The 19,703-nt window shown below is 60.4% G+C and carries 20 protein-coding genes; 10 read left to right on the top strand and 10 right to left on the bottom strand.

Annotated elements, in window-relative coordinates; all coding sequences use genetic code 11:
* Positions 1-160: 160 nt before the first annotated feature.
* Together dapD and BLO80_RS22730 are read right to left on the bottom strand one after the other, a co-directional pair.
* The gene (gene dapD / locus BLO80_RS22735) at positions 161-1,195 is read right to left on the bottom strand and encodes a 2,3,4,5-tetrahydropyridine-2,6-dicarboxylate N-succinyltransferase (protein ID WP_092330690.1); all 1,035 of its coding nucleotides are present in this window, start codon (positions 1,193-1,195) and stop codon (positions 161-163) included.
* A 32-nt stretch (positions 1,196-1,227) separates the two neighbouring features.
* Positions 1,228-1,590 carry an ArsC family reductase gene (locus BLO80_RS22730; RefSeq protein WP_092330688.1) on the bottom strand — a complete coding sequence of 121 codons (363 nt, stop codon included), beginning with the start codon at positions 1,588-1,590 and terminating at the stop codon, positions 1,228-1,230.
* Positions 1,591-1,960: 370 nt separating this feature from the next.
* Between BLO80_RS22730 and BLO80_RS22725 the strand changes: the two genes are divergently transcribed.
* Positions 1,961-3,121 carry a type III effector protein RopAA gene (locus BLO80_RS22725; RefSeq protein ID WP_256574234.1) on the top strand — a complete coding sequence of 387 codons (1,161 nt, stop codon included), beginning with the start codon at positions 1,961-1,963 and terminating at the stop codon, positions 3,119-3,121.
* A gap of 192 nt (positions 3,122-3,313) precedes the next feature.
* On the top strand, positions 3,314-4,960 hold the full coding sequence (locus tag BLO80_RS22720) for a Na+/H+ antiporter (RefSeq protein WP_092330683.1): 1,647 nt from the start codon (positions 3,314-3,316) through the stop codon (positions 4,958-4,960).
* A 102-nt stretch (positions 4,961-5,062) separates the two neighbouring features.
* On the opposite strand, the gene BLO80_RS22715 is transcribed toward BLO80_RS22720, so the two are convergent.
* The 3 genes from BLO80_RS22715 to BLO80_RS22705 all read right to left on the bottom strand — a co-directional run bounded on the left by BLO80_RS22715 (position 5,063) and on the right by BLO80_RS22705 (position 6,076).
* Complete coding sequence (locus tag BLO80_RS22715; RefSeq protein WP_092330680.1) at positions 5,063-5,257, bottom strand: hypothetical protein; 195 nt, start codon at positions 5,255-5,257, stop codon at positions 5,063-5,065.
* Positions 5,258-5,396: 139 nt separating this feature from the next.
* Positions 5,397-5,768, bottom strand: coding sequence for a helix-turn-helix domain-containing protein (locus tag BLO80_RS22710; RefSeq protein ID WP_092330678.1), 372 nt, complete (start codon positions 5,766-5,768; stop codon positions 5,397-5,399).
* A gap of 5 nt (positions 5,769-5,773) precedes the next feature.
* A complete protein-coding gene (locus tag BLO80_RS22705) occupies positions 5,774-6,076 on the bottom strand; it encodes a type II toxin-antitoxin system HigB family toxin (RefSeq protein ID WP_092330675.1) in 303 nt (100 codons plus the stop codon).
* A gap of 723 nt (positions 6,077-6,799) precedes the next feature.
* Between BLO80_RS22705 and BLO80_RS22700 the strand changes: the two genes are divergently transcribed.
* Positions 6,800-7,159 carry a DUF6124 family protein gene (locus BLO80_RS22700; protein WP_092330672.1) on the top strand — a complete coding sequence of 120 codons (360 nt, stop codon included), beginning with the start codon at positions 6,800-6,802 and terminating at the stop codon, positions 7,157-7,159.
* Between the two features lie 305 nt (positions 7,160-7,464).
* Here the strand turns inward: BLO80_RS22700 and BLO80_RS22695 are convergent, their stop codons facing one another.
* The 5 genes from BLO80_RS22695 to map all read right to left on the bottom strand — a co-directional run bounded on the left by BLO80_RS22695 (position 7,465) and on the right by map (position 13,148).
* Positions 7,465-7,767, bottom strand: coding sequence for an XRE family transcriptional regulator (locus BLO80_RS22695; protein WP_092330670.1), 303 nt, complete (start codon positions 7,765-7,767; stop codon positions 7,465-7,467).
* Positions 7,768-7,777: 10 nt separating this feature from the next.
* Positions 7,778-8,119: a type II toxin-antitoxin system RelE/ParE family toxin gene (locus tag BLO80_RS22690; RefSeq protein ID WP_170862084.1), complete on the bottom strand. Its 342-nt coding sequence runs from the start codon at positions 8,117-8,119 to the stop codon at positions 7,778-7,780.
* 167 nt (positions 8,120-8,286) lie between these two features.
* Entirely contained in the window at positions 8,287-9,486 is a 1,200-nt protein-coding gene (gene dapC / locus BLO80_RS22685) for a succinyldiaminopimelate transaminase (protein WP_092330667.1), read from the bottom strand.
* A 123-nt stretch (positions 9,487-9,609) separates the two neighbouring features.
* Positions 9,610-12,312, bottom strand: coding sequence for a [protein-PII] uridylyltransferase (locus BLO80_RS22680; protein ID WP_092330665.1), 2,703 nt, complete (start codon positions 12,310-12,312; stop codon positions 9,610-9,612).
* A gap of 53 nt (positions 12,313-12,365) precedes the next feature.
* Positions 12,366-13,148 (bottom strand): type I methionyl aminopeptidase, encoded by a 783-nt coding sequence (gene map / locus BLO80_RS22675; RefSeq protein WP_053118843.1) that lies wholly within the window; start codon positions 13,146-13,148, stop codon positions 12,366-12,368.
* 433 nt (positions 13,149-13,581) lie between these two features.
* Here map and rpsB point away from each other — a divergent pair, with 433 nt between their 5' ends.
* From rpsB to ispC, 7 genes are all read left to right on the top strand, one after another.
* On the top strand, positions 13,582-14,319 hold the full coding sequence (rpsB, locus tag BLO80_RS22670; RefSeq protein ID WP_003198231.1) for a 30S ribosomal protein S2: 738 nt from the start codon (positions 13,582-13,584) through the stop codon (positions 14,317-14,319).
* 195 nt (positions 14,320-14,514) lie between these two features.
* Entirely contained in the window at positions 14,515-15,381 is an 867-nt protein-coding gene (gene tsf / locus BLO80_RS22665) for a translation elongation factor Ts (protein ID WP_092330662.1), read from the top strand.
* Positions 15,382-15,597: 216 nt separating this feature from the next.
* Entirely contained in the window at positions 15,598-16,341 is a 744-nt protein-coding gene (gene pyrH / locus BLO80_RS22660) for a UMP kinase (RefSeq protein WP_024779012.1), read from the top strand.
* On the top strand, positions 16,338-16,895 hold the full coding sequence (gene frr, locus BLO80_RS22655; RefSeq protein ID WP_092330659.1) for a ribosome recycling factor: 558 nt from the start codon (positions 16,338-16,340) through the stop codon (positions 16,893-16,895). The genes pyrH and frr overlap by 4 nt, the downstream gene beginning before the upstream one ends.
* Positions 16,896-16,908: 13 nt before the next feature.
* On the top strand, positions 16,909-17,664 hold the full coding sequence (uppS, locus tag BLO80_RS22650) for a polyprenyl diphosphate synthase (RefSeq protein ID WP_060739000.1): 756 nt from the start codon (positions 16,909-16,911) through the stop codon (positions 17,662-17,664).
* Positions 17,664-18,470 carry a phosphatidate cytidylyltransferase gene (locus tag BLO80_RS22645; RefSeq protein WP_092330656.1) on the top strand — a complete coding sequence of 269 codons (807 nt, stop codon included), beginning with the start codon at positions 17,664-17,666 and terminating at the stop codon, positions 18,468-18,470. The genes uppS and BLO80_RS22645 overlap by 1 nt, the downstream gene beginning before the upstream one ends.
* Complete coding sequence (ispC, locus tag BLO80_RS22640) at positions 18,467-19,657, top strand: 1-deoxy-D-xylulose-5-phosphate reductoisomerase (RefSeq protein ID WP_092330654.1); 1,191 nt, start codon at positions 18,467-18,469, stop codon at positions 19,655-19,657. Before BLO80_RS22645 ends, ispC begins: the two co-directional genes overlap by 4 nt.
* Positions 19,658-19,703 lie beyond the last annotated feature (46 nt).

Here is a 19,703-nt window from a genome sequence, read left to right as displayed (position 1 = left end):
GCTGGAGTTACGCCGGACCTTGTGGGAGCGGGCTTTATTGTGGGAGCCGAGCTTGCTCGCGATGGCAGCGACACGGTTTAACTGCAAGACCGCGTCATCGTTCATCGCGAGCAAGTTCGGCTCCCACAAGGGCTCGCCCCCACAGGTGGTGGTGTGAAGCTTAGTTGTGGGCGTGCAGTGCTTCGTTCAGCTCGATGGCCGACTTATGCGTCTTGCATTCCACCGCGCCGGTCTCGGAATTGCGGCGGAACAACAGGTCGGGTTGGCCGGCCAGGTCGCGAGCCTTGACCACTTTCACCAGTTGGTTGTTTTCGTCCAGCAGGGCGACTTTGGTGCCGGCGGTCACGTACAGGCCCGACTCCACGGTGTTGCGGTCGCCCAACGGAATGCCGATGCCGGCGTTGGCGCCGATCAGGCAGCCTTCGCCCACCTTGATCACGATGTTGCCGCCGCCCGACAGGGTGCCCATGGTCGAGCAGCCGCCGCCCAGGTCCGAACCTTTGCCGACGAACACGCCCGCCGAGACACGGCCTTCGATCATGCCCGGGCCTTCGGTGCCGGCGTTGAAATTGACGAAACCTTCGTGCATGACCGTGGTGCCTTCGCCCACATAGGCGCCCAGGCGGATGCGCGCGGCGTCGGCGATGCGCACGCCCGCCGGGACCACGTAATCGGTCATTTTCGGGAACTTGTCCACCGAGAATACTTCCAGCAGTTCGCCACGCAGGCGGGCTTCGAGCTGGTGCTCGGCCAGTTCGGCCAGGTCGATCGCACCCTGGCTGGTCCAGGCCACGTTCGGCAGCAGAGGGAAAATGCCGGCCAGGTTCAGGCCGTGGGGCTTGACCAGGCGATGGGACAACAGGTGCAGCTTGAGGTAGGCCTCAGGGGTGGAACTCAGTTGGGCATCTTCGGCCAACAGAGTGGCGACCAGCGGCTTGTGGCTTTCAGCCAGGCGGGTCAGCAGGGCCGCTTGTGCGGCATCGACGCCCTTGAGGGCCTCAGCCAGTTGCGAGGCCTGGGCGGTGGTGAAGGTGATGGCCTGGTTGCCCTCGCTGTAGCCAAGGATCGGCGCGATAGCCGCGACGATCTCAGCCGACGGCTTGAGCAGCGGCTGTGCGTAGAACACTTCCAGCCAGGCGCCTTGACGGTTTTGGGTGCCGACGCCGAAGGCCAGGCTGAACAGGGTAGTGGACATGAAATTACCTCTACAAAATGGACTGGGCAGGCTTACTTGATCTCTGCCGCATAAATATCTGGCTTGAAGCCAATCAGGGTTCGGTCACCGAGATCGAGCACCGGGCGCTTGATCATCGAGGGTTGGGCGAGCATCAGTTCGATGGCTTTCGTCTGGTCGAGATCGGCTTTGCGTTCGTCGTCGAGTTTGCGAAAGGTCGTACCGGCACGGTTCAACACCACTTGCCAGCCATGCTCGTTGCACCATTGGGTCAGGTGTTCACGGTCGATGCCGGCGGTCTTGTAGTCGTGAAAGTCGTAGTGCACAGCGTGATCATCGAGCCAGGTGCGCGCTTTTTTCATCGTATCGCAGGCTTTGATGCCGAAAAGCCGTAAGTGCTTGTTTTCCTTGGGCATGAATGCTCCCCCCCAAAACGTTCCCGGTATCGTCCTGAAAATCAGCGGACGATTATGCCACGTCGTTTCTTTCAGTGCCTTGACTGTCGCGACGGATCGGACGAGACGGAACCGATACGAAATAGGTGACCACACAGCACAAGTAAACCCACCACTTGTACGCACAAGAGACCCTCCCATGAATTCCATCTCTCTGACACCGTCCCATCCACCGGCATATCAAACTGAAGGAACACCCCCGCCCCATTCAACGACATTGACCATCGGGACCGCTGCGTCCGTCCCGATCGGCCCTGTCACGGCTGAACAGGACCTGGCAAATCGGACGGGTGCAATCAAGGCCCAGCTCACCCGGGTATTCGAGCCGCATATGAACGGTGCCAATCGCCAGGCCTTCGAAGCACTGATCGACGATCGTTCGCGTACCTTGGCCAATGACGGGGAAACCGCGGAAAGCGTCGACGCGGTACTGGCCAAAGGCGCGCGGCTGGATCGCGCGTCCCAGGGCACTGTTGGATTCCTTCGTTCGGTTCCCTTCGGCGCGGCGTCCATCGCGCTGGACTTCGCCCCGGCGCTGACCGGCAATGGCTCGATTACCGCTCCATTGGCGCTGTCGTCGATTTCCGGCCTGGTCAGCAGCGCCGCCGACACGGTCGGCAATGGCCTGATCAAGCGTGCTACTAGCAACACCCAGTGGCTGGTTGCCGAAAGTGCCGATCTGGAGCCGGTCATGCGGGAGCCCGCCCGGGCGGTGAAGCCGAGCCTGATGACCCGCGCTATCGAAGGCAGCCTGACTTTCCAGACCTTCACCGCGCGAAACGTGTTGCGCACGGTCATCCAGCCCGTCGTGACGATGGCCGTCGATGCGCAAACGGGCAGCAGGGTGGACTCTGTGATAGCTGCCGTCGGTTCTCCGATTTCAGGCATGGCCGCCTATGACTTGCAACATTCCATCGATAAAGCCCAACACCGGGTTGGCCCGGAATACCTGTTAGGGCGTCAAGACTGGCATCAGCGTTACAAGGACCTCAAGAATTATGGCGTAGGGAGGGCTGCGGTGGGCATTGCGAAGCGGGTCGGCAAACTGCCGCTGGACGTGATGCGCGATGGCAGCAAATCGCTGCAAGACTTGGTTACGCCGACTGGCTTGGTCAGTGGTCTCGGAGCGTTGGCCGGCGGTATTACGGCGATCGGCATGGCCCAGACCGCCGCTGTCAACGCCGCCAGGCGCGCCGGGATTTCGCCTGCGGGTGTTGCGGCGATTGGCAAGGCGACGGTTACGGCGACGATGGCCCCGGTGGTCGCCGCCTGGGTGACAACGGGAGTAGTGACCCAGCCGTTGGCGGACGAGGCTAGCGCCGCGCTGGACAGGCTATTAGGCGATTCCGCTCATCCGGATGAGCTGCAGGGAATGTTGCCCTTGGCCGAAATATCGGCGGCCGAACAGATCGAAGATCGCGACAATGAGGGTGACGGCGTCGATGTTGTCTCGGGCCGCTCGACCCTCAATGCCGCTGAGCGAGCTGTTTAGCTTCGGATAGTCGCCGGATAGTCGCCGGTCGCTCCTGCCACGTGGAGGTTAGGAGCGGCCAAGGCGACTGCGCATTGACGCCGTTGAGGTGCGACCAATGTGCAACGGCAGCGGTTCACCTTGGCGGTTAATATGGCACTTCACCGGCCAACTGTTGCCGCAGATGTGTATGGCTGTCATTGGAAGTCCGTTATGCAAAGCGCTTATACCGTCCTGATCCTGTTGATGCTGGTAGGCGTGTCGCGCCTGATCGGACGGTTGATCCCGCTGCCGTTGCCCCTGGTACAGATCGGCGCCGGTGCTGTGCTGGCCTGGCCGTCCCTGGGCCTGCACGTGGCCCTTGATCCTGAGTTGTTCCTGTTTCTGTTCCTGCCACCGCTGCTGTTCTCCGACGGTTGGCGCATGCCCAAACGCGAGTTGTGGCGCTTGCGCGGGCCGATCCTGACGCTGGCGGTGGGGCTGGTGTTGTTCACGGTGGTGGGTGCCGGTTATTTCATTCATTGGCTGCTGCCAAGTATCCCGTTGCCGGTGGCCTTCGCCCTGGCCGCGGTGCTGTCGCCGACCGATGCGGTGGCGGTGTCGGCGATTGCCCGCGACCGTCTGCCCGCGCCGTTGATGCACATGCTCCAGGGCGAGGCGCTGATGAACGATGCGTCGGGCCTGGTGACCTTCAAGTTTGCCCTGGCGGCGGCCATCACCGGGGTCTTTTCCCTGGCCAGCGCGAGCCTGACGTTCGTATTGGTGGCGGTCGGCGGCCTGCTGGTCGGCGTGGCCCTGAGTTGGCTGATGGGCCGGCTGCGGGCGTGGATGATTGCCCAGGGCTGGGACGATCCGGCCACCCATGTGGTGTTCATGTTGCTGCTGCCGTTTGCCGCCTATGTGCTGGCTGAGCGCTTGGGCGCCTCGGGCATTCTCTCGGCAGTGGCGGCGGGGATGATGCAGAGCTGGCTCGACCTGCTGCCGCGCCAGACCGGCACGCGGCTGCTCAATCGCAGTGTCTGGTCGCTGTTGGAGTTCGCCTTCAACGGGTTGATCTTCCTGCTGCTGGGCTTGCAACTGCCGGACATCATCAAGGCGGTGACCCACCTCGAGACCACGCTCTGGCCGACGTTGTTCTACCGTTGCCTGGATGTAGTGGCGATTTTCCTGGTGCTGCTGGTACTGCGGTTTGTCTGGGTGCAAAGCATCTGGCGCTTGTCCGGGCTGTTGCGACGCTGGCGTGGCCAGGGCGAACTGACCCCGATGCCGACCGCACGTTCTTGTTGGTTGCTGACTTTCGGTGGCGTGCGCGGCGCGGTGACACTGGCGGGTGTGCTGTCGGTGCCGATGCTGTTGGACGCGGGCGAGGCGTTTCCCGAGCGGGACCTGCTGATCTTCATCGCCGCCGGGGTGATTCTGCTGTCGCTGATCGCGGCGTGCATCGCCTTGCCGTTGCTGCTGCGGGGCATCGAAAAGAGCCCTGATGACAAACGTCGCAACGAAGTCCGCGAGGCCTGGCGCAAAACCGCTGAAGCGGCGATCCATGCGCTGGAAGTGGAAGAACCGACCGAGGCGGGCAGTCCGCCGGATGCGGCCCAGGCGGCGTTGGCGACCGAGGTCAAGGCACGGCTGATGTCCGAGTATCGCCACCAGCTCGACGTGTTCAACGACTCCGCCGAGGCCCAGGCGCTGGCGTTCGAAATGGACCTGCTGGAGCGCCGGCTGCGCTTGAAGGCTTTTCGGGCGCAGCGGCTGGAATTGTATCGCCTCAGCCGTCATCACCAGATCGGCGATGATGTGCTGCGTGAGGTGCTGGGGGAGTTGGATCTGGCGGAGGCGAATTTGGGGTTGGGGAAATAATATCGGCCTCATCGCCCGAAGAGTCTGGGGGCGACCACAAACTCTATGGACATACCTTGCGATGGGTAAAGTCAAATACGAATGGTGGGCGATCCTGTGCTGCTATTTTTGGATTGCTTCAGCCGACGGATCTAGAATCTTGAGCAGCATCTGATCGTGTTCCGCACGCGTTGCCTGGATCGGCTGCTTTAACTGCCCTAGCTCTCCCTGCTCAAGGAGTTCAATTTCGCGAACAATCTTGGCGGGGTTTTGCGTGCCGGAGAGGGTGCCTCCGTAAAGATTTGCAGCCAGCAACAAGCTGTAACGCCCAGGAACCGATTTCTCAAGCCGATGTGCTTTACGAACTCACCCAGGTCGACCTCTGGTATGTCTTTCTCCGGTTGAGGTCATTTCTTGTCCTTGCTGGTTTGAAAAAGCCCGGCGGGCCGGGCCAGTATCAGGCAACTTTTACTGGCTTTATCAGGCTTTCTGCTGGGATGCCGAACATATCGTGAAGCTTCCAGATCATGGGTAGAGTTAACGAGCGTTTACGGTTGAGCACCTCGTATACGCGGTTCGTTTTTCCGATAGCGGGAGCCAGATCGGCCGCGGTGAGTCCGGATTGCTCCATGCGAAACTTGATGGCTTCGATTGGATCAGGCAGATCAACCGGGAAGTTCTTGGTTTCGTAGGCCTCGATCAGGGTGACCATGACTTCAAAAGCATCGCCTTCCGGGGTGCCAAGTTCAGGCTCATTCTCGAACAGAGGAGAGATCTCTTTGAGAGCTACCCGGTATTCTTCATCGGTGCGGATTGGGCGAATGTTCATAATGATTACTCCATTTCCACGGTGTTTGCGTCGATTTTGTCGTACTGCTGGTGAGTCCCGACAAACTTGATGTACACAGCGCCGAAGCGGTAGGCAATGGCGACCACGAGACGGTAGTCGTTACCCTTGATGTTGAATACCACGCGGCGACTCTTGAGAATGCTTGCGTTACCGTATTGTGCCTTGATGTCGCTTGGGTTGGTCCATGCGGCCTGCTTGGCATCGTCAAGCCAAGCTTTAAACTGCTGCTCGGAGTCTGGGTATTTCTCCCAGAAGGTTTTCAGATGGCTGATGGCGATAATTCTCATGGGTGAGAATATAGTCCCATGGTGGGACTTGCGCAAGCTTTCACAAGCAAAAGCTTGCAGCCCTGCGGATCTTGGATACGATCTTCGACCCCGTAGCGAGTGTCTCGAGCATGGCAGATCTGGCCTTTTTCGAGCCTTTCCGCTTTGAAGAAACCAGTCTGTTCCTCGCGCTCTTCAGTCGTTTTAAAAATGATGGTTAGTGTGCCGTATTGGGGACATTAGCCTTGCTTGTCACACGGGACCAATCCTTACCCTCATAAAAAGCAAAGCCGCCCGAAGGCGGCTTCAATCGACACGCAGTTGAGCTTGATTTGCCCTTCTGCGCCGCTGGGTCAACCTCGAGAGGGACCCAGACTCCTGCCAGCTTCGCTGGTGACGGGGGCGATCATGGCTACTGGTATTAGCGAATTCAAGCCAGCTTGCGCGCTCTAAACAGCGTTGCCTGGGATGTGTCGACGTACTGAGCCAACGAAATCAATGGTTTCGCTTATCGCAGTACGTTTTGTTTCTTTTCTTGTCTGAGCAATCGATTGTGGTCTGTCAGACGCACCGAAGTTTCCGACAAGTTTTTAAGGTTGTCCGTCGGAAGCGAGGGCTCTAGCCTCTGGGTGTCGCTGCCAATTCAGCGACCGGACGTGAGAATCCGAACATTCCCTAGGAGCACATGCTTCTGCGCTATGTAAGCGCAGGGCTTCCAATACTTCAGCTCTAGGTAGCAGTTTCATGACCAAAGAATCTCAAACCTCACCCAAACCTGCCTCCACGTTCCCCTACGGCGACTACGCCCCCGAAAAGCTGCAAGAAGCCGCTGATCGTGCGCTGGATCATTACCTCAAGCCTGACGACAGCGAGTCAGACCCCAAGCCTTCGGTACAGTTGTTCACCGTCTCGGACAGCGTTGATACCGAAGCCCTGCTAGCCAACCTCAGCGAAACCCTGGCTTCGGCCAATGCGATGCTCAGCGACCTGGCGTTTGGCCTGGACGGCTCGCGGCGGCATGTAGCCTTGGGAGTGGCGCAGATGATTGAGCTGGGGATGTTGTTGGCGAATAAGTGCCTGGATCGGGTAGAGCTTCGGACTTGATGCAATAAGTGCCGGCCTCATCGCGAGCAAGCTCGCTCCCACAGGAGGCAGGTGTCGATCACAAGTTTTGTGTACAACACCCGTCCACTGTGGGAGCGAGCTTGCTCGCGATAAATCGAAAGGCAAACACAAAAATCCCGAACACTGGACCTGTGGCGAGGGAATTTAGCGAAACGTCGCACCGCCCCGTTGGGCTGCGCAGCAGCCCTAAAATCTGGCGCCTCGGTGTGTCAGGCAGATTGAGTGGACTGCTTTGGGGCTGCTTCGCAGCCCAGCGGGGATAAATCCCCTCGCCACAACAGCATTTATGCGTGAGCCCCTTCCTGCTCAGGAACCAGCCGCACTTCCACTCTCTGACCCAGCGCACGTGCTGCGCTGGCAAGCGTTGCCAGTGTCATTCCTGCATCGTTCTGATCCAGCGCACGATCAACAGCAGTGCGACTGGTGTGCATTCGTTGTGCCAAGGCCTTTTTGGTCACTTTCTGAAGCTTCATGGCTTCGGCAATCTGCCAGGCAATAACGCGTTTGAGCGCAGCGGCGGAAACTTCTTCGGCGATGCCTTGCTCGGCGAGGAAATCGTCAAAATCCGATCCAATATGCTTGTTCATTTGCGGTACCTCATAATCTTGCTTTGCGCTGCTTGGCGGTTGCCATGTCGGTGGCTGGCGTTTTTTGACTTTTCTTGATGAAGCCGTGGAGTAGAACCATATCGGAGCCCACCACGGTGAAGAGAACACGGGCAATCGTATCTCCAAGGTCAATCCTGACCTCCCATAGCCCAGTGTCCAGCTTGCGAACCACCGGCATACCTATCGGCCAACCAATTTGAACTGTCTTGATGTCAGTTCCGATCATCCGTCTGTGCTCGCGAGGCAGGTCAGTCAACCATTCGCGAACGGGTTCATTCCCAGCGTCTGTGCGGAAAAAACGTACGTTCAGTATGGGGGCAATATCAACCATGAATGAAGTGTACCGAAATAGGTGCATTGCGCAACCTAGGCATCACTGAGGATTTGTACAGGGAGAGGTGATGGCCGGTACGGATGTTGCTGTTGGGGCCGCTACGCAGCCCAGCGGGAGCAAGCTCCCTCGCCACAACAGCGATCCACTTCAGTCCGATACAGCCATCAACCTCGACGCTGGATGAACGCGCGGATCCGCTCCGCCGCTTCCACGCATTCGGCCAATGGCGCAACCAGGGCCATGCGCACACGCCCGGCGCCCGGGTTGACGCCATCCACATCGCGGGACAGGTAGGAGCCCGGCACCACGGTCACGTGTTCCTGTTCGAACAGGTCGCGGCAGAACACTGCATCATCGCCGGCTACATTCGGCCACAAGTAGAAGCTGCCATCAGGACGCTGTACGTCCAGCACCGGGCTGAGGATTTCCAGCACGGCGTCGAACTTCTCCCGGTACAGCGCGCGGTTGGCCCGTACGTGCACTTCGTCGTTCCACGCCGCGATGCTCGCCAGTTGGGTCTGAACCGGCATCGCGCAGCCGTGATAGGTGCGGTACAGCAGGAAACCCTTGAGGATGTCCGCGTCGCCGGCGACGAAACCGGAGCGCAGGCCGGGCAGGTTGGAGCGTTTGGACAGGCTGTGGAACACCACGCAGCGCTTGAAATCCTTTCGCCCCAGTTCGACGCAGGCGCTGAGCAGCCCTGGCGGCGGGGTCTGTTCGTCGAAGTACAGTTCGCTGTAGCACTCGTCCGCCGCGATCACGAAGTCATGCTCATCGGCCAGGGCGATGAGTTTTTTCAGCACGTCCACCGGGATCAGCGCGCCGGTCGGGTTGCCCGGGGAACACAGGAACAGGATCTGGCAGCGTTTCCAGATGTCCGGCGAGACAGCATCGAAATCCGGGTTGAAACCGTTCGCGTCCAGGCACGGCAGGTAGTGCGGCTTGGCCCCGGCCAGGAACGCCGCCCCTTCGTAGATCTGGTAGAACGGGTTCGGGCTGACCACCAGGGCATCGTCGCCTCGGTTGACCACGGTCTGGGTGAAGGCGAACAAGGCTTCACGGGTGCCATTGACCGGCAGCACATGGCGCGCCGGGTCCAGCCAGCCGTTCGGCACGCTGAAGCGACGCTCGCACCAGCCGGTGATGGCTTCACGCAGTTCCGGGATGCCGAGGGTGGTCGGGTACACGGCCATTTTTTCCAGATTGCTGGCCAGGGCTTCAGCCACGAAGCTGGGCGAGCGATGCTTGGGTTCGCCGATGGACAATGCGATGGGGCGTTTGTCGGGGTTGGGCGTGACGCTGCCGAGCAGGGCGCGGAGCTTTTCGAACGGGTAGGGCTGCAACTGGTTCAAAGCGTTATTCATCGGGGGCCTCGTTCAATGTGGGAGCGGGCTTGCTCGCGAAAGCGGTGGGTCAGTGAATGATTATGCTGACTGACCCACCGCTTTCGCGAGCAAGCCCGCTCCCACAGCGGGAAATTTGTTCGTTCAGATGCTGATGCGTGTCAGGTGAGCATCGGGTTCCTGGTTGACGCTCAGGTGCCGGACGATGGCCTCCTGCAGGCGGCTGCACAGTTGCGGATCGGACAGCGGCTGGTTGTGAGCGTCGGTGATGAAAAACACGTCTTCTACCCGTTCGCCGAGGGTGGCGATCTTGGCGTTTTGCAGCGACAGATCGAACTCCAGGAAAATATGGCCGATCCGCGCCAGCAGGCCCGGGCGGTCCGGGGCGCTGAGTTCCAGCACGGTGACCTGGCGCTGGGCGTCGTTGTGGATTGTCACCTGGGGCGCAAACGCAAAATGCTTGAGTTGGCGCGGCACCCGGCGCTGGATGATGGTCGGGTAGTCCGCCGGGTTGCGCAGGGCTTCGGTGAGGCCGTCGCGGATCTGCTTGACCCGCGCCGGGTTGTCGCCAATCGAGTCGCCGTCGGTGTCGAGCACGATGTAGGTGTCGAGGGTGAACTGGCTGCTGGAGGTAATGACCCGGGCGTCATGGATGTTGAGGTTGAGCTGGTCCATCGCCGCCACGGTCACGGCGAAGAAGTCGTGCTGGTCCGGCGCGTAGATGAAGATCTGTGTGCCGCCCTCGAACTCGCGCTGGGTGGTTTCCTTGATCAGCACCAGCGGCCCGCCATCGGCCGGTTGCTGCAGGATCGCGTCGCTGTGCCAGGCCACGTCGCCGGCGGTGTGGCGCAGGAAATAGTCATCGCCCAATTGCGACCAGAGCTGCTCGACATCGTCCGGATCGGTGCCGCCGCGCACCAGGATATCCAGGGCCGCGCTTTGGGTACGACGGATCTGTTCTTCGCGGTCCACCGGGTTTTCCAGGCCACGGCGCAAGGCCCGCTTGGTCTCGGTGTAGAGCTGGCGCAACAGGCTGGCGCGCCAGGAATTCCACAGGCTCGGGTTGGTGGCGTTGATGTCGGCCACGGTCAGCACGTAGAGGTAATCCAGGCGCGTTTCATCGCCGACGATCTGGGCGAAGTCATGGATCACCTGCGGGTCGGACAAGTCCTTGCGCTGGGCGGTGGTGGACATCACCAGGTGGTTCTGCACCAGCCAGACGATCAGTCGGCTGTCCCACAGGGGCAGTTGATGGCGCTGGCAGAACGCCTCGGCATCCACCGCGCCGATTTCGGAGTGGTCACCGTGGCGGCCCTTGCCAATGTCGTGGTACAGCCCGGCCATGTAGATCAGCTCGGGCTTGGGCAGCTTGCCCATGAGCTTGCTGGCCAGCGGGAATTTCTCTGACACCTGGGTGTATTGCAACTTACGCAGGTGCTTGATCAGGTTCAGGGTGTGGGCATCGACCGTATAGATGTGGAACAGGTCGTGCTGCATCTGTCCGACGATGAAGCCGAACTCCGGCAAATAGCGCCCGAGAATCCCGTAACGGTTCATTCGGCGCAGGTTGCGGTGCACGCCGATCCTGCACTTGAACAGCTCGATGAACAGGCTGGTGTTGCGGATGTCGTGGCGGAAATCTTCATCGATCAGATGACGGTTTTCCCGTAGCAGGCGGATGGTGTCGGCGCGTACGCCCTTGATTTCCGGCTGCTGGGCCATGAGCACGAAGATCTCGAGCATGGCGAAGGGCGTGCGGCGGAACACGTTGGCGTTGCGCGCTTCGATGTAGCCGTCATGCAATTGGAAGCGTGAGTTGATCGGCTGCGGCGGCTCTTCGTCTTCGGGGGCGAGGATGACTTCCTCGAAGTGCTGGATGATCAGTTCGCTGAGCTGGGCGATGCTCATCACCACGCGGTAGTACTGCTGCATGAAGTTTTCGATGGACTGTTTGGCATCCTGCCCTTCGAAACCCAACAGGCCGGCGATGGAGCGTTGGTGATCGAACAGCAGGCGGTCTTCGGAGCGCCCGGCGAGCATGTGCAGGGCGTAGCGGACCTTCCACAGGAATTCCTGGGACGAGGCCAGCAAGGCGTTTTCGCTTTCCACCAGGAAACCTTCGCCGGCCAGGGCGCGCAGGTTCAGCGTGCCGTACTGGCGACGGGCGACCCACAGGATCGTCTGGATGTCCCGCAGCCCGCCGGGCGAGCCCTTGACGTTGGGTTCCAGGTTGTATTCGGTGTCGTTGTACTTGTGGTGACGGGCCTTCTGCTCGGCGTGCTTGGCCAGGAAGAAGTCTTTGCTCGGCCACATGTGCTCTGTGCTGGTGACATCGAGCATGCGCTGGCGCAGGCGCTCGGGGCCGGCGATGGTGCGGCTTTCCATCAGGTTGGTGATCACCGTCAGGTCGGCGCGGGCCTCCTCGGCGCATTCCTGCACCGAGCGCACGCTCTGGCCGACTTCCAGGCCGATGTCCCACAGCAGCGTCAGGAACCGCTCGATGGAATCGCGGAAAACTTCGTGATCGGCGCTGTCCAGCAGGATCAGCAAATCGATGTCGGAGTAAGGGTGCAGCTCCCCGCGCCCATAGCCGCCCACCGCCACCAGGGCGATGTCGGCGTCTTCGCTCCAATCGAACTGCTCCCAGGCCTTTTGCAGGATGTTATCGACGAACCAGGCGCGGTCCTCGATCAGCCGGCGAATGTCCCGGCCATTGCGAAAGCGCTGGTCGAGCACTTCGTGGGCCTGGCGGATCGCCTTCTTGAACGCCGAGATGGGGCTTGCCTTCAGGGCCAGTTCAGCCTGGAACTGGCCGCGGTCGAAGAGTTCGGGATCCACCTGCGGCATTGAATGGCTTTCCTTTCTATCTATATCTATCGGGTCTGTAGGCTGGGTTCGGATCAGGCGGAAACGCGCGCGATGGTGTCATCGCTACGCAGGGTGAAGATTTCATAGCCGGTCTCAGTGACCAGCAGGGTGTGTTCCCACTGGGCCGACAGCTTGCGGTCCTTGGTGATGGCGGTCCAGCCGTCGCCCAGCACCTTGGTGTCGGCGCGGCCCTGGTTGATCATCGGCTCGATGGTGAAGGTCATGCCCGCCTGCAGCTCCATGCCGGTGCCGGCACGGCCGTAGTGCAGGATCTGCGGTTCTTCGTGGAACACCTTGCCGATGCCGTGGCCGCAGAACTCGCGCACCACCGAGAAGCCGTTCTTCTGCGCGTGCTTCTGGATCACTTCGCCGATGTCTCCCAGGCGGCAGCCCGGTTTCACCAGTTCGATGGCCATGTACATGCATTCCTGGGTCACCTTGGACAGGCGCTGGGCCCACTCCGGCACGTTGCCGACATGGAACATGCGGCTGGTGTCACCGTGATAGCCGTCCTTGATGACGGTGACGTCGATGTTCAGGGTGTCACCATCCTTCAACGGTTTTTCGTTGGGGATGCCGTGGCAGACCACGTGGTTGATCGAGGTACAGATCGACTTCGGGAAGCCTTTATAGTTGAGCGGGGCCGGGATGGCCTTCTGCTCGTTGACGATGTAGTCGTGGCAGATGCGGTCCAGCTCTTCGGTGGTCACGCCCGGCTTGACGTAGTCGGCGATCATCTCCAGCACTTCGGCGGCGAGTTTGCCGGCGACACGCATTTTGGCGATGTCCTCGGGTGTCTTGAGGGTAACGGTCATACAGGCTCTCTCTGCGCCCGACGGCGCTGTTCAAAACGAAATGGGCGGCGGATGATGACCAGCGCGGCCCTGAAAACGCGATTCTAACAGACCATCGGGGCAAAGCGCTCCCGGCCTGGAACTCTGTGGCGAGAGCGAGTGGGAGCAAAGCTTGCTCGCGATAGCGGTAGACCAGTCGACACCGTTGTAGACTGACCTGCCCCAATCGCGAGCAAGCTTTGCTCCCACAATTCCCTCGCCACAGAGGTTTTCAGAATCCGTGTTCCGTTTTCGCCCTTGCTGTGGTATAAAATGCGCCGCTTTCCGGGGATGACCCCGTAAGCTTAAATCCACACACGTGTCGACACGATGACCTGGGTGCCTTCGGTTTATATAGCCGCTGGTTGGTCATTGGGATACGTGGAGGCCAAACCCGACTTATCAAGGAACTATCATGTCCCAAGTCAACATGCGCGATATGCTGAAGGCCGGTGTGCACTTCGGTCACCAGACCCGTTACTGGAACCCGAAAATGGGCAAGTACATTTTCGGCGCGCGTAACAAGATCCACATCATCAACCTTGAAAAAACCCTGCCGATGTTCAACGAAGCACTGACCTTCGTAGAGCGCCTGGCCCAGGGCAAAAACAAGATTCTGTTCGTCGGCACCAAGCGTTCCGCTGGCAAGATCGTTGCCGAAGAAGCGGCACGTTGCGGTTCGCCGTACGTCGATCACCGCTGGTTGGGCGGCATGCTGACCAACTTCAAGACCATTCGCGCTTCCATCAAGCGTCTGCGTGACCTTGAAGTCCAGTCCGAAGACGGTACTTTCGCCAAGCTGACCAAGAAAGAAGCGCTGATGCGCACTCGCGATCTTGAGAAGCTGGACCGCTCCCTGGGCGGTATCAAGGACATGGGCGGTCTGCCTGACGCACTGTTCGTGATCGACGTTGATCACGAGCGCATCGCGATCACCGAAGCCAACAAGCTGGGTATCCCGGTCATCGGCGTTGTCGATACCAACAGCAGCCCGGAAGGCGTTGACTACATCATCCCAGGCAACGATGACGCCATCCGCGCCATCCAGCTGTACATGGGTTCGATGGCTGACGCTGTGATCCGTGGTCGCAACAACGTGAATGGCGGCACCGAAGTCTTCGCTGAAGAAGCTCCGGCAGCAGCCGCTGAGTAATTGACGCCCCTGGCGTTGACTCAGTAAGCAAAAAGGGGGCTTGGCCCCCTTTTTGCCACCTCGAAAACCCTTTGCCGCCAGCGCAGTGACCTGTTTGTAACCTGCCGCGGCCTATAAGCAATGGTTTTCCAGGAAGAATTGAACGCCCGTTCGGTCGGGTGGAATGGTTGAAAACCTATCCAAGAGGATTTTGAAATGGCAGAGATTACTGCAGCGTTGGTCAAAGAACTGCGCGAGCGTACCGGCGAAGGCATGATGGACTGCAAGAAGGCCTTGACCAAGGCTGGCGGCGACATCGAGAAAGCCATTGATGACATGCGTGCTTCGGGCGCCATCAAGGCCGCCAAGAAAGCTGGCAACGTCGCCGCTGAAGGCGCCATCGCCATCAAGGACGACGGCAAGGCCGCCGTTCTGCTGGAAGTCAACTCCCAGACCGACTTCCTGGCTCTGCAGGATGACTTCAAGGCATTCGTCGCTGCCAGCGTCGAGAAGGCCTTCGCTGACAAACTGACCGACGCAGCCCCGCTGATCGAAGCCCAGGAAGAAGCACGCCTGGTACTGGTCGGCAAGACTGGCGAGAACGTCAACATCCGTCGCCTGGTTCGCGTTGAAGGTGACGTGGTCGGTACCTACCTGCACGGCAACAAGATCGGTGTTGCGGTTGTCCTGAAGGGCGGCGACACCGAGCTGGCGAAAGACATCGCCATGCACGTGGCTGCTACCAACCCTGAGTTCCTGCTGCCTACGGACGTTTCGGCTGAAGCGATCGAGCGCGAGAAGGGCGTCTTCCTGCAGCTGAACGAAGAGAAGCTCAAAGGCAAGCCTGCTGAAATCGCAGAAAAAATGGTCAGCGGCCGTATCTCCAAGTTCCTGGCCGAAGCCAGCCTGGTTGAGCAGGCTTTCGTCAAGAATCCGGAAGTCAAGGTCGGCGACCTGGCGAAGAAAGCCGGTGCTGAAATCGTTTCGTTCACCTACTTCAAAGTAGGCGAAGGCATCGAGAAGCCGGTTGATGACTTCGCTGCTGAAGTTGCTGCCCAGGTAGCTGCTGCCAGCAAGCAATAAGACGGTTTTCATAACTGTCGCCCTGAAGAGGCTGCCCGCTTAACGCGCGCAGCCTCTTTTCGGATGGGGATGCCGATTTTTATTGGTTTCCTGTCGGAACTGGCTTACAAAGCCGTGTTCCGATGGCGCTGTGTCAGCGTCGAGCTAGAGTGAACGCAGGCTGCAAACAGCTTGCAAAGAATTTTTTGAACACATACGCCGCAGGAGAGATTCGCAATGGCTCAGCAGGGCAGTGGTTATCAGGCTCGCTATAAACGCATTCTACTCAAGCTTAGCGGCGAGGCCCTGATGGGCTCGGAAGAGTTCGGGATCGATCCGAAAGTGCTGGATCGCATGGCCCTGGAAGTGGGCCAGTTGGTCGGGATTGGCGTTCAGGTCGGCCTGGTCATCGGCGGCGGCAACCTGTTCCGCGGTGCGGCGCTGAGCGCGGCCGGCATGGATCGGGTCACGGGCGACCACATGGGCATGCTGGCCACTGTGATGAACGCCCTGGCTATGCGCGATGCGCTGGAGCGTGCCAATATCTCGGCCATCGTGATGTCGGCCATTTCCATGGTTGGCGTGACCGATCACTACGACCGCCGCAAAGCCATGCGCCACCTCAACGCCAAGGAAGTGGTGATTTTTGCCGCCGGTACCGGTAATCCGTTCTTCACCACGGATTCGGCCGCTTGCCTGCGAGCGATCGAGATCGATGCCGATGTCGTGCTCAAGGCAACCAAGGTCGATGGCGTCTATACCGCTGACCCGTTCAAAGACCCGCATGCCGAGAAGTTCGATCATCTGACCTACGATGAAGTGCTGGATCGCAAGCTGGGTGTCATGGACCTGACGGCTATCTGCCTGTGCCGCGACCACAAGATGCCGCTGCGCGTCTTTAACATGAACAAGCCCGGTGCCCTGTTGAATATCGTCCATGGCGGCGCCGAAGGAACACTGATCGAGGAAGTTCAACAATGATCAACGAAATCAAGAAAGACGCTGAACAGCGCATGCAGAAATCCCTGGAGTCCCTGGCGCACAACTTCGGTCGCATTCGTACCGGCCAGGCGCACCCCAGCATCCTGGAAGGCGTCATGGTGCCTTACTACGGCGCCGACACGCCGATCAAGCAGGTGGCCAACATCACCGTCAAGGACGCCCGTACCCTGCAAGTCGTGGCCTTCGAGCGCAACATGCTCGCAGCCGTGGACAAGGCCATCGGCAGTGCCGGCCTGAACCTGAACCCGACCAACCTGGGTGAATTGCTGCTGATCTCCATGCCGGCCCTGACTGAAGAAACCCGTCGTGGTTTCACCAAGCAGGCTCGCGATGTGGCTGAAGACGCTCGCGTTGCGGTGCGCAACATCCGTCGCGATGCCAACAGCCAGCTCAAGGATCTGGTCAAGGAAAAGGAAATCAGCGAAGACGAAGAGCGTCGCGCCACTGGCGAAATCGACGACCTGACCAAGAAGTACGTGGCTAAGATCGACGCGGATTTGGCGCAGAAAGAAAAAGACCTGATGGCCGTATAAGGGTCTCGTTTTCATGGAAAAGACCAAGCAGGCCGTGCCGTTCGCGGTTCCGCGCCACGTGGCGATCATCATGGACGGCAACAACCGCTGGGCCAAGAAACGCTTTATGCCTGGCGTCGCCGGGCACAAGGCGGGGGTCGATGCGGTTCGTGCGGTCATCGAGGTGTGCGCCGAGGCGGGGGTCGAGGTGCTGACCCTGTTCGCCTTCTCCAGCGAAAACTGGCAGCGGCCGGCCGATGAAGTCAGCGCCTTGATGGACTTGTTCCTCAAGGCCCTGCGTCGTGAGGCCAAGCGCCTCAACGACAACAAGATCAGCTTGCGCATCATTGGTGATCGCTCGCGCTTCCATCCTGAATTGCAGGCTGCGATGCGCGAGGCCGAGGCCGCGACGGCGGGCACCAATCGGTTCGTCCTGCAGATCGCCGCCAACTACGGCGGCCAGTGGGACATTGCCCAGGCTGCCCAGCGGCTGGCGCGGGAAGTCCAGGCCGGACACTTGCGCCCGGAAGACATCACCCCTGAGCTGTTGCAGACCTGCCTGGCGACCGGTGACCTGCCATTGCCGGACCTGTGCATCCGTACCGGTGGCGAGCATCGCATCAGCAACTTCCTGCTCTGGCAGTTGGCTTATGCCGAGCTGTACTTCTCCGACCTGTTCTGGCCGGACTTCAAACACGAAGCCATGCGCACCGCACTGGCCGATTTCGCTTCCCGTCAGCGTCGCTTCGGTAAAACGAGCGAGCAGATCGAAGCTGGAGCCCGGGTTTAATGCTTAAACAACGAATCATCACCGCCTTGATCCTGTTGCCTATCGCCCTGGCTGGTTTCTTCCTGCTCGAAGGTGGCAGCTTTGCGCTGTTCATCGGGCTGGTCGTGACCTTGGGCGCGTGGGAGTGGGCGCGGCTGGCGGGTTTTCCTGCGCAGGCGGCGCGCGTGACCTATGCGACGGCCGTGGCGGCCATGCTGTTCATCATGTATGTGGTGCCCGGCCTCGCGCCTTGGGTGCTGGGTGCCTCGGTGCTGTGGTGGGCGACGGCGACCTTCCTGGTCCTGACCTATCCACGGACGACGCATCATTGGGCCAATACGGCGACCAAGCTGGTGATCGGTCTGTTGATCCTGCTGCCGGCCTGGCAGGGGCTGATCTGGATCAAGCAAGGCCCGTTGGGCAACTGGCAGATCATGGCCGTGATGGTGCTGGTCTGGGGGGCCGACGTTGGCGCCTACTTCTCCGGTCGGGCCTTCGGCAAGCGCAAGCTCGCGCCGAAAGTCAGCCCTGGCAAGAGCTGGGAAGGGGTCTATGGTGGCTTGGCCTTGAGCCTGGTGATCACCACGGTAGTCGGTTTCGTGCGGGACTGGACGGTCGCGCAACTGTTCATGGGCCTTATTGGCGCCGCCCTGATCGTATTTGTGTCGGTGGTCGGCGACCTGACCGAAAGCATGTTCAAGCGTCAGTCCGGGATCAAGGACAGCAGTAACCTGTTGCCCGGTCACGGTGGTGTGCTGGATCGCATCGACAGCCTGACTGCCGCGATCCCGATCTTTGCCGTGCTGTTGTGGATGGCGGCATCGTGAGTCGCCCCCAGCAGATCACTGTCCTTGGTGCGACCGGTTCGATTGGCCTCAGTACGCTGGACGTCATTGGCCGACATCCGGAGCGCTACCAGGTGTTCGCCCTCAGCGGCTTCACGCGTTTGAGCGAATTGCTGGCGTTGTGCATTCGCCACACGCCGCGGTTTGCCGTGGTACCTGAGGTTGGCGTGGCGCGGGCGTTGCAGGACGATCTGCGCGCAGCCAGCCTGCAAACCCGTGTGCTGGTGGGGGAGGAGGGGCTCTGCCAAGTGGCTGCCGACCCTGAAGTCGACGCCGTGATGGCGGCGATCGTCGGTGCGGCGGGCCTGCGTCCGACCCTGGCGGCGGTGGAGGCCGGCAAGAAGATCCTGCTGGCCAATAAAGAGGCGCTGGTGATGTCCGGCGCGCTGTTCATGCAAGCTGTACGCAAGAGCGGCTCGGTGCTGCTGCCGATCGACAGCGAGCACAACGCGATTTTTCAATGCATGCCGCGGGATTTCTCCCGTGGTCTCGGTGCGGTGGGTGTCCGGCGGATTTTGCTGACAGCCTCCGGTGGTCCGTTCCGGCAGACGCCGCTGGAAGAATTGGCGCATGTTTCACCCGAACAGGCCTGTGCCCATCCGAACTGGTCCATGGGGCGCAAGATTTCCGTGGATTCGGCCAGCATGATGAACAAGGGCCTGGAACTGATCGAGGCCTGTTGGCTGTTTGATGCCAAGCCGTCGCAGGTCGAGGTGGTGATTCACCCCCAGAGCGTGATTCACTCCCTGGTGGACTACGTCGACGGGTCCGTGCTGGCCCAGTTGGGGAACCCGGACATGCGCACCCCGATCGCCAATGCCCTGGCCTGGCCGGAGCGTATCGATTCGGGCGTTGCGCCGCTGGACCTGTTCGCTGTCGCTCGCCTGGACTTCCAGGCGCCCGATGAGCAGCGCTTCCCCTGCCTGCGCCTGGCGCGCCAGGCGGCCGAGGCGGGCAACAGTGCGCCGGCCATGTTGAACGCTGCCAATGAGGTGGCCGTTGCCGCGTTTCTCGATGGACGTGTCCGTTACCTCGAGATCGCGAGTATCATCGAGGAAGTCTTGAATCTCGAGGCCGTGGTTTCGGTCGATGACCTCGATACAGTATTTACGGCGGATGCCAGGGCTCGTGAGTTGGCGGGCCAATGGCTGCAGCGCCACGGGCGTTGAAGCTGCGATACGTTAGCCAGGGTTGCCCTGGACAGGATTGCGGAGA

The organism is Pseudomonas sp. NFACC56-3, assembly GCF_900100025.1.
In the GTDB taxonomy this organism is placed as follows: Bacteria; Pseudomonadota; Gammaproteobacteria; order Pseudomonadales; family Pseudomonadaceae; genus Aquipseudomonas; species Aquipseudomonas fluorescens_AA.
Note: the sequence above shows the minus strand (reverse complement) of the source record. Positions and strands in the feature narration are given on the sequence as shown.